The following is a 9,548-nucleotide window of genomic DNA, read 5'->3' on the forward strand; positions in this document are numbered from 1 at the left end:
GGGTGGATGAGTGGCGGTCCCTGAGCGTAGTCGAAGGGGACGTTTTAGGGATAGCGAAGGGATGGGAGGTGAGGGGGAGAGTGAAACGGTAACTTTCAATACAAAATATTGCTTTTTGGCTGAGCCGATTCGACCTGGCGGAACCTTAATAACAGCGGCAAAATTTGCTGTTCCACCAATCCCTTCATCTCTGGTGTTCGTCTATGGCCACCTCTATTTTGTCTGATGCCAACCGCCGTCTGGAGCGAGCGCTCAAGTACGTTTCAATTTCTGAGGACGCGTCCGAACGGTTGCGCTATCCCAAAGCCAGTCTCACCGTGTCGATTCCGGTGCGGATGGATAACGGTGCCCTGAAGGTGTTTCAGGGCTATCGGGTGCGCTACGACGACACCCGTGGCCCTACCAAGGGCGGCATTCGTTTTCACCCCGATGTCAGCCTCGACGAGGTGCAGTCGCTGGCGTTTTGGATGACGTTTAAGTGCGCGGCGCTGAATTTGCCCCTGGGCGGGGCCAAAGGCGGCGTGACGGTGAACCCCAAGGAGTTGTCGAAGTTTGAGCTGGAGCGGCTGAGCCGGGGCTATATTGATGCGATCGCCAACTTCATCGGCCCCGATGTCGACATTCCCGCCCCCGATGTCTACACCAACCCGATGATCATGGGCTGGATGATGGACCAGTACAGCATCATTCGCCGCAAGCTGAGCCCGGCGGTGATTACCGGCAAGCCGCTCAGCATGGGCGGTAGCCAGGGTCGCGACACGGCCACGGGCACTGGCGCGTTTTATGTACTCCAGGCGATGATGACCAGGTTTGGCCAGTCGCCCCAGACTACCACCGTAGCGGTGCAGGGGTTTGGCAACGCGGGCAGCGTGATCGCTCGGCTGCTGTTCGATGCCGGGTACAAGGTCGTGGCCGTCAGCGATTCCCAGGGTGGGGTGTATTCCCCATCTGGGCTCGATATTCCCAGTATTCAGCAGTTTAAGGCTTCGACCCGCAGCCTCAAGGCGGTGTACTGCGAAGGCACCGTCTGCAACATCGTGCAGGATCACGCCGTGATCACCAACGAAGAGCTGCTGGCCCTAGATGTCGATATTTTGATTCCGGCGGCGCTGGAGAATCAAATCACAGCAGAGAATGCCGATGCGGTTAAGGCCCACTACATTTTTGAGGTGGCCAACGGCCCCATCACCTCCGAGGCCGATCGCATTCTCGAAGCCAAAGGCACCTACGTCTTTCCCGACATTTTGGTGAATGCGGGTGGGGTGACGGTCAGCTACTTTGAATGGGTGCAAAACCGCAGCGGCCTCTACTGGTCGGTCGAAGATGTCAACACCCGACTGAAGTCGATGATGGTGACCGAGGGCGAACAGATTTGGAAAATATCCCAAGACCTAGCCATTTCCCCCCGCACCGCTGCCTACGTACACGCCCTAGAGCGCCTGGGTGATGCCCTCAATGCCAAGGGCACCCGCGACTACTATGTCAGCGGCATTTAGGGGATGGGGGAATGGGATGTCAGGCATCGGGTTTCGGGTTTCAGGTCTAAGTTCTACGGTTTTGCCTGACACCTGACACCTGACACCTGACACCTGACACCTGACACCTGACACCTGACATCTGACACCTAACACCTGACACCTGACACCCAACACCCAACACCCCTCCTATGCAGCGACTGGCACCTTGCTCCACCGCTCTACAGCCTGGACAACGCGCTGGCCAAACAGCTCAGCGGTAAATTGTTGACCGCCACTACGAGCCCACAGTGCCGCCCCAGGTCACCTATAGCCTGACGGAGCGGGCAGGCGAACTAGTAGTCATTCTCGATCAGCTCAACGATCTGGCCCAGCGCTGGTATGGAGATTCGCCCAGCTGTGGGGCACCCCAGGCCCAGCCAGAGGCGCTAGAGGAAGCTACAGTTTTGCTTCAGGGCCACTTTTAGCAGGCTTTTGTACTCGCGATCGCCGATTACATACGCCCCAAACCGCTCCAGATGCGGATTCATCATTTGGGCATCGAAAAGGGCAAAGTGGCGCTGGTGCAGGTGCTCAACCAGCTTTACCATCGCCACCTTAGACCCCTCAGAAATGCGGAAAAACATCGACTCGCCAATAAACGCGCCGCCGATTACCAGGCCCAAAATTCCCCCGGCCAGCTCATTACCCTGCCAGGTTTCGAAGCTGTAGGCCCAGCCTGCCCGGTGAAGCTCACTGTAGACCTGCCTAAGTTCAGCCGAGATCCAGGTGGTGTCGCGATCGGCACAGCCGTTGACGACCTCTTCAAAAGCCTGATTGATTGCCACCCGAAAGCGGTTTTGGTTGAGCGATCGCCGCAGCGACTTGGGGTAGCGAAAGCGATCGTCCAGCGGAATTAGGGTACGCTGGCGACTCGAATACCAGCCCAGATCGTCGCCCTCACCGTCAGCCATCAAAAAATACCCTTGGGAGTAACCTCGAATAATGGCGTCCAGGTCGTATTTGATAGGGATCACGGCATTTTATACAGCAAGGGGCGAGTTGATAATTCGTTACGCTCAGCCGCCGTCGGCCTGGGATCAGAAGTTAAAGCGGTAGTATTGAGTGTACAAAAGGTTTTCTTAGGTTGCTTCACCCCTCGCACCGATGACTGACCCCCTCGACCCAATTATGCTGCCGCCCCCGGATGATGCTCAACAGGAAGGGCAGTGGCTAGCGTCAGCGTTGCTCACCTGGCTCAATGCTGAGTATTTGCCCGAACCCGCCAATCGTGCGATCGCCGAGCGAGTGGCTCAGGTGTTTGTGCGCCATCGCATGGAGGGTGAAAACGACGTCGGCTCGCTGGTAATGGCTATCTTGACCGAGCTACAAGCCTTTGACTTTTCTGACAGCTTCTACGGCGAGTTTACCGTCGCCAATGCCGTCGGCGACCTGCTGTTCGACAGCCTAGGCATCGACCGCTGCTGTGGTCGATCTACCACCCTTGAAGCCAATCACATAGGCAGCCTGGGCGACAATGATGATATGGAAAATAGCGGCCAACCAGAATAATTAGAACCCCATGGCCTTAGCCAGGGTATCGGTATCGGGGTTGAGATCACCCTTGACCTGGTTATTGCTGTGGGCGATCGCGGTATCGGGATCCTTTAAACCATTGCCGGTGAGGACACAGACAATGGTGGCCCCAGCGGGTACCTGGTCTTTGACCTTTAATAGCCCTGCCACCGAGGCAGCGCTGGCAGGTTCACAAAACACTCCTTCTAAGGCCAGCAGACGATAGGCGTCTAAAATTTCGTCGTCGGTGACGGCATTAAACGTGCCCTGGCTGGCGTCACGCACCGCTTCAGCCTTAGTCCAGCTGGCGGGGTTACCAATTCGAATGGCGGTCGCCAAAGTTTGCGGGTCGCGCACCACATGACCACTGACGAGAGGGGCTGCCCCAGCGGCCTGAAACCCCATCATGCGGGGCAGGCGGCTGCACTTGCGCTGCTGGTGGTACTCGCAAAACCCCATCCAGTAGGCGGTAATATTGCCCGCGTTACCGACCGGAATGCACAACCAGTCGGGAGCATCGCCCAGGGCATCGACCACCTCAAAGGCCCCGGTTTTTTGCCCCTCTAGGCGGTAGGGGTTGACCGAGTTGACCAGGGTAATCGGGTAATCTTTGGCCAACTCGCGCACCATAGTCAGGGCGTCGTCAAAGTTGCCGTTGATAGCCAGCACTTCGGCCCCGTAGAGCAAGGCCTGGGCCAGCTTGCCCAGAGCCACATAGCCATCGGGAATGAGCACAAAGGCCCGCATACCACCCCGGCGGGCGTAGGCAGCGGCGGCGGCAGAGGTGTTGCCGGTACTGGCGCAAATAACCGCTTCGGCCCCGGCCTCTTTGGCCTTAGAAATGGCCATGGTCATGCCCCGGTCTTTGAAGCTGCCGGTAGGGTTGAGGCCGTCGTACTTGACCCAAACCTTCACATCTTTACCAATGTGCTGAGCCAGAGCCGGCATCGGGATCAGGGGGGTATTGCCCTCGCATAGGGTAACCACCGGGGTTTGATCCGTCACGGGCAGGTAGGCTCGGTAGGCTTCGATCAGCCCTGGCCAGGACTGTAGCCCAGTGGGCTGGGGCCGAGAGACTGGGGTGGTAGCGGTGGCAGGATTTATGCTTAGGGTCACGGTAGGTCGACGGTACTAATAAGTAAGCGGGAATTGAAGGCCCAGGTGAGCGATCGCCCGACCCAAATACCTGCTGTTGTGTTTTCTAGTTTACCGTGAGCCTTGACCTCAACGATCAAGTACGGTAGTTTTGGCGCGCTGGTGAAGCAGTTGGCTATGTGCAAGCCATTACCCAGTTCGCAAACTGCCCAGGTTAAACCAATCGCTAGAACGGTTTGGTTTAAGATTGCCCTCTAGACAGTAGGGTTAAAATACCTTAACTTTCTGACTGAGTACAATTTCCTATTTTATTACTTCTCCCATGAACGCCCCCCTAGACCACGCCGATGTCCAGGCTGCTGCTCTATCCGGCGAGTTGGCCCTAGAGCCAGCAACTGCATCCTCGGCCCGCGAAACGGCTCCTGCCCTCAATGACAAAATTTGCTGGGTTGAAGTGCATCAGGTTCCCTATCCTCCCGATCAGCAGGTTGAGCTGCTGCATCTGCAGGCCGAGGCTGAGGCCCTGCTATTGCAGCTGCAGGCCAGACATCAGCGGCGGCAAAGCGCTAGCCCTGTGTCATAAACAATTCTTAGGCCTAGCGCTCTGCGATCGCTCGCTAGCCCACAGGCAAGACATAGACAAAAACCTTAGCGCCTGCATAGACATAGCGAAAGTGCGCCACTTTTTCAAGAATTCGCTACTGTTAGGAGAAAATTGTGGGGAGATGCTGCGATGACCTACTCTGCCAAGCCCAGGCCAGCTGAGGAAACTAAGCTCAATGGCCTATCCAAGCGCAAGCTGTACTCGGCTATTTCGGGTGGTTTACTGGTAGCGATTGCGGCAGGCGCGGCTCTCAAGCTCACCATGGGCAACTCTAGCTCGACCGAGGTGGCTGAGGTCGATCCGGCATCTGGCCTAGTGGCTACCGATGCAGACTCCACTACCCCCGACGGAGCGCTGGTACCACAAACCGACGAAGCAGCTACGCCGTTTCAGTCCAAACCTTTCTTTCAGCCCTCAGCGCCCTTGCGGCTGGCCGAGCCCAGTTTACTGCGCTCTACGTCTCCGCAAGCTCGGGTAGATAGCGTTGCAGCCGGTCGCCCCGATCCCTTTGCCTCGGTGGTGCTGCCCGGCCCCCAGGCCTCACGACCTAATCCTTCGGCCGCCGTACTCACTCCGGTTCCTCCGGCGATCGCGGCCCAGGGTCTGCCAGCGGTGCCTGTAGCGGCCACCCAGAGCCTACCGCCACTGCCCCAGGCTCCAGCTCAGTCTGTAGCGCTACCCAACCTGCCCGCCCCCTTTCTACCGGGTAACGTGCCCGCTAGCCCTACAGACCTAGCAGTTGCCCCCACCGGTAGCCCTGTCTTTCAAAATCTGGTTGACCAGGTGGTGGTTAGCGGCGTGGTACAGGTGGGCAGCGGCGTCAGCGTAATCGTCACTGAGCCAGGCAGTACCGTCAGCCGTCGGGTTACCCAAGGCGACATGCTGGCGGGCGGACGTATTAAGGTCAAGTCAGTCGATATGTCGGGTCAAGAACCCGTAGTGGTGCTAACCTACGACGGCAGAGACTATACCCGGAGCGTAGGAGCACCGATGGTCAGCTCGCTGTAGCGTCGCTCTAAAGATAGATAAACAGAGTGCGCGATCGCGGCTCACGCTCAGGCCCGGCTGCATCGATTAGACTTGAGTGAAGCTACGGGTCAGATCGCCTCCTAGACTTAGCCACAGACTCAGCCAGATCTGGCTGGGTTTGGTCGTTAGCTGTCTGGTCAGCGCTGGACCCAAAATGGCTAGCAAATGGGGTTGAGAGTGGCCTATGGGCAGTGGCAAGATAGCGTCTAGCAAACAAAGAACACAGCGGCTGCTGCGGCTTGATGGAGCCGACACCTACGATTGCCCCGTCTGTCGACATGGGCAAATGGAGCCAATGGCCCTCATGGATGCCTATGCCTGTAGCTTTTGCCGCCACATTTTTGATGTCAACCTAGACCAGCAGACGGTACACGTCGTCGATAGCGTGCAGCCCATGGGCTGGCGCTGGCAGGGGTGGCGCTGGCAACCGCTCTACCAAAGCCGTAGCGACATTACCCTCACCCTATGGCTGGTGGGCCTGGCCCTGGTTATCTTTCCCGCCGGTATTGTGGCGCTGGGTGGATACGTGTTTCCTCCCCTGGAAGAAAGCGCGGGCATTAACTGGTCTCTGGCCTGGGCGGTAGGTACCCTGGTTGCTCACGGCACCATGGTCGGTTGGCTGGTGGCTGAGCACTACCAGTTTCCGTTTTATGTCATGACCAAAATTCGGCTACAAAGGCTAATCGATCGGCTGCCCAGTTAAGGGAGCCTGCCGAGTTAAGGGCGGCGACTGGTCTAGCAGTCGGGGCCACCAGAAAACCAGACCAGGGGCATATCGGTTTCGCTGCGCCAGCGCACCCAGCCTTCTGCGGTACTGGAACCCGGCAGCGGTGTGCAGCCCTGGGCAGGCTGAGTCACGCGCACCCGTAACCAATCGCCATCGAGGTCGAGGGGCTGGATAATGCTGTTTGGCCCCACCAGCGCCTGTAGCGGAGCAGTGCCCCGAGGGGCTAGCCGCATGGGCTGCGAGAGCCCAGGGCGACGAAACTGAATGCGAGCCGCACTTTGCATGGAGATATCCCAGGTTTCTACCGTGAGGGGCACGGCCCCCAGCCCGAGATGAGAGGTATGAGCCCAGGCTGTGCCAGCAGGCGTGTACTGAAAGCGAAACCAGCCGTCAGGCCGAATTTCGAGCACCGGAAAGGTGTAAATCTGCTGCTCGGTTTGCACCATCGAGAAGGCTGCATCGCGACCAATGGCTAAGGGATCGGCGTCATTAGGAACTAGCCAGCCGTTAATTAGCCAGCCCCAGTGATCGCTCTCGGGAGTGGGATAGATGGGCAAGGCTACACCCCGCAACCACTCAGCGCCCAGAGCAGAGTCGTTAGAAACCGCCAGGCTGGTGGGGCGCAGGTGGCCGACCCCAATATCGTCATTGGGGTTAGGGTTAAGACCCAGAATGCCAGCTTCTGCTGGGGCAATGGCGTCTGGAACGGGGTTTGGCAGGGGGGGGACAACAGGAGGCGAAGGGTCTTGTTTGCCCCTAAAAGTTAGTAAAGGGGCATCTGTTATACCTGATGCCTCAGGGATAATACGAGGTGCGGCAGACCTCGGCAGGGCGATCGCCTCAGTCTGGTTTAGAAGCACCAACGCGGCTAACAGTCCGCCTGTGCCGCCGATGGTTGCTAGAAACCCAAAAAGCCGATGCAGTGGGGAGTGAAGAGGAGTACGCTTAACCATGACAACTGCTAGGGGCAACATCAACATTATTTAGCCAGTACGACTGCGATCGCGGTTTGGATGTAGTTGGGCCAGACGGCCGCCCCCACCGTGATTAGATCGTGCTTTAGTCAGTATGGCTTTTCGAGTCTATGCTTGGCGAGGCTTTGGTTTCCCTAACCTCCGCCAACCATATTGTGCCTGATGCGACACCTCTACTGATGAAATACGCTGTCCTTGCCACCGACTACGACGGTACCCTGGCGACCCAAGGCCTTGTTGACGAAGCCACTCTAGCGGCCCTGGAGCGCTACCGACAACAGGGAGGCCGCCTGCTGCTGGTGACCGGGCGGCAGCTCGATGAGTTGTTTCAGGTGTTTCCCCACAATCGCCTGTTTGAGGGCATTGTGGCCGAAAATGGCGCGGTGTTGTATCGGCCTGGTGAAGGCATAGCGCGACGCCTAGCTGAGCCACTGCCGCCAGTATTGATTGACACCTTAATAGCCCAGGGCGTCGGCCCCATAAGCCAGGGACAAATTGTTGTGGCCACCTGGGAACCCCACGGCGAAACCGTAGAGCGCACCGTCCAAGCCCTGGCCCTGGCCGCGACGGTGATTCGCAATAAAAAAGCGGTGATGGTGCTGCCCCAAGGGGTCAACAAGGCCAGCGGGCTAGCCGTGGCGCTGGCAGAATTAGGCGTAGAGCCAGCGCAGGTGGTAGGTATCGGCGACGCCGAGAACGATCGCAGTCTGCTAGAAGCTTGCGGTCTGGGGGTAGCCGTCGCTAACGCGGTACCTGAGCTAAAGACTCTGGCCGACCGAGTGACAGCTGGCGATCGCGGCGCAGGCGTGCAGGAGCTGATCGAATGGCTGTTAGCCGAGACCTAAACCCCCACTCTAAACCGCCCGGCTTCTCAAAACTGTCAGCAGCTTGAGGAAATGGTCGGGCAGAGGGGCGATCGCCACCACCATTTCCCCCGTCGCCGGGTGGCGTAGCTCTAATCGCTCGGCGTGGAGAGCTTGCCCCGGCAGCTTCACCCCCACATCGCGGCCCGAGCCGTAGGTGGGGTCGCCCACAATGGGGTGGCCCATGTGAGTACTGTGAACGCGGATCTGGTGGGTGCGCCCGGTTTCCAGACGAAAGCGCAGCAGCGAAAAGTTGCCCAAGCGCTCTTCTACCTGCCAGTGGGTGACGGCAGTGCGGCCTTTCTCCAGAGGCACCACGGCATTTTTTTTGCGGTCTGCCGGGTGGCGACCTAGGGGCGCGTCGATGGTGCCGGAACTGGCTTTGGGGGCACCGTAGACCACGCCCAAGTATTCGCGTCGGGCAGTTTTAGCCTTCATCTGGGCCTGTAGGTCGCTGTGGGCCAGGTCGGTTTTGGCTACCACAATTGCCCCGGTGGTGTCTTTGTCGAGCCGGTGCACAATGCCAGGGCGCTGCACGCCGCCAATGCCCAGGAGCTGGTCGCCGCAGTGGGCCAGCACGGCGTTGACCAGGGTGCCGCTCATGTTGCCGGGGGCGGGGTGTACGACGAGGCCAGCGGGCTTGTTGAGAATGATCAGGTGCTCGTCTTCGTAGAGAATGTCGAGGGGAATGGCCTCGGGAGTAAGTTCGAGCGGGCGAGGTTCGGGGATGGTGAGGTGAATGCGATCGCCCAGCCGCACCGCTTCTTTTTTATTGGTGCAGAGTTGTCCATTGATCTGCACGTATTCCCAGTCGATCAGCTTTTGTACGCGGTTGCGGGAGAGCTCTTTGACGTTGGCGGTGAGCCAGCGATCGAGCCGTTCTGGATCAGGAATGTCAACAGTGAGTTCGAGGGTTTGGTCGGCGATGGCTAAAGGGTTGAGCGCGGTAGGATCTCTATAATCAATCATAATCCGTGCTGTTCTCGGACGATGCCCATGAGCCCTAGCCCTGCCCCATCAACCCGCGCCGCGTTAGCTCCCGGCCAGCTGCGCCGTATCCATCATTTGGCGCTGAATGTGAAAGACATGGCGGCCTCGCGCCAGTTCTACGGCGACCTGCTGGGGCTGAGGGAACTAACCGGCGACGAGGTAGATGACACCCTCAAGGATCTGGTGGCTACCGGTAAGGTGGCCAACTTTGTGTTGCCCGATGGGCTAATTCTCGAC

The 9,548-nt window shown here is 58.5% G+C and carries 11 protein-coding genes and 1 pseudogene; 8 read left to right on the forward strand and 4 right to left on the reverse strand.

Annotated features, from left to right (window positions below):
• Positions 1–203 precede the first annotated feature (203 nt).
• Together IQ273_RS25345 and IQ273_RS25350 are read left to right on the forward strand one after the other, a co-directional pair.
• A complete protein-coding gene (locus IQ273_RS25345; protein WP_194025924.1) occupies positions 204–1,496 on the forward strand; it encodes a Glu/Leu/Phe/Val dehydrogenase in 1,293 nt (430 codons plus the stop codon).
• A 242-nt stretch (positions 1,497–1,738) separates the two neighbouring features.
• Positions 1,739–1,942, forward strand: a complete 204-nt coding sequence (locus IQ273_RS25350) for a winged helix-turn-helix transcriptional regulator (RefSeq protein WP_313898242.1) — start codon at positions 1,739–1,741, stop codon at positions 1,940–1,942.
• Here IQ273_RS25350 and aat read toward each other — a convergent pair.
• A complete protein-coding gene (gene aat, locus IQ273_RS25355; protein ID WP_194025931.1) occupies positions 1,904–2,482 on the reverse strand; it encodes a leucyl/phenylalanyl-tRNA--protein transferase in 579 nt (192 codons plus the stop codon). The two genes, IQ273_RS25350 and aat, sit on opposite strands and share 39 nt — an antisense overlap.
• Positions 2,483–2,621: 139 nt before the next feature.
• On the opposite strand from aat, the pseudogene IQ273_RS25360 reads away from it, so the two are divergent.
• Positions 2,622–2,948, forward strand: a pseudogene (locus tag IQ273_RS25360) (hypothetical protein); the annotation flags it as partial.
• 78 nt (positions 2,949–3,026) lie between these two features.
• On the opposite strand, the gene thrC reads toward IQ273_RS25360, so the two are convergent.
• Positions 3,027–4,133, reverse strand: coding sequence for a threonine synthase (thrC, locus tag IQ273_RS25365; protein WP_194025932.1), 1,107 nt, complete (start codon positions 4,131–4,133; stop codon positions 3,027–3,029).
• Between the two features lie 313 nt (positions 4,134–4,446).
• On the opposite strand from thrC, the gene IQ273_RS25370 reads away from it, so the two are divergent.
• From IQ273_RS25370 to IQ273_RS25380, 3 genes are all read left to right on the forward strand, one after another.
• Positions 4,447–4,707 (forward strand): hypothetical protein, encoded by a 261-nt coding sequence (locus IQ273_RS25370; RefSeq protein WP_194025925.1) that lies wholly within the window; start codon positions 4,447–4,449, stop codon positions 4,705–4,707.
• A 150-nt stretch (positions 4,708–4,857) separates the two neighbouring features.
• A complete protein-coding gene (locus tag IQ273_RS25375) occupies positions 4,858–5,736 on the forward strand; it encodes a hypothetical protein (protein WP_194025926.1) in 879 nt (292 codons plus the stop codon).
• Positions 5,737–5,941: 205 nt separating this feature from the next.
• On the forward strand, positions 5,942–6,460 hold the full coding sequence (locus IQ273_RS25380) for a hypothetical protein (RefSeq protein WP_194025927.1): 519 nt from the start codon (positions 5,942–5,944) through the stop codon (positions 6,458–6,460).
• A gap of 32 nt (positions 6,461–6,492) precedes the next feature.
• Here the strand turns inward: IQ273_RS25380 and IQ273_RS25385 are convergent, their stop codons facing one another.
• On the reverse strand, positions 6,493–7,437 hold the full coding sequence (locus IQ273_RS25385; RefSeq protein WP_194025928.1) for a hypothetical protein: 945 nt from the start codon (positions 7,435–7,437) through the stop codon (positions 6,493–6,495).
• Positions 7,438–7,583: 146 nt separating this feature from the next.
• Between IQ273_RS25385 and IQ273_RS25390 the strand changes: the two genes are divergently transcribed.
• On the forward strand, positions 7,584–8,303 hold the full coding sequence (locus IQ273_RS25390) for an HAD family hydrolase (RefSeq protein WP_228053839.1): 720 nt from the start codon (positions 7,584–7,586) through the stop codon (positions 8,301–8,303).
• Between the two features lie 9 nt (positions 8,304–8,312).
• Here the strand turns inward: IQ273_RS25390 and IQ273_RS25395 are convergent, their stop codons facing one another.
• Entirely contained in the window at positions 8,313–9,290 is a 978-nt protein-coding gene (locus tag IQ273_RS25395) for an RluA family pseudouridine synthase (protein WP_194025929.1), read from the reverse strand.
• Positions 9,291–9,317: 27 nt separating this feature from the next.
• On the opposite strand from IQ273_RS25395, the gene IQ273_RS25400 reads away from it, so the two are divergent.
• Positions 9,318–9,548 (forward strand): VOC family protein (locus IQ273_RS25400; protein ID WP_194025930.1); only part of this gene is annotated, 231 nt, incomplete at its 3' end.

Source organism: Nodosilinea sp. LEGE 07298 (assembly GCF_015207265.1).
Lineage (GTDB): Bacteria > Cyanobacteriota > Cyanobacteriia > Phormidesmidales > Phormidesmidaceae > Nodosilinea.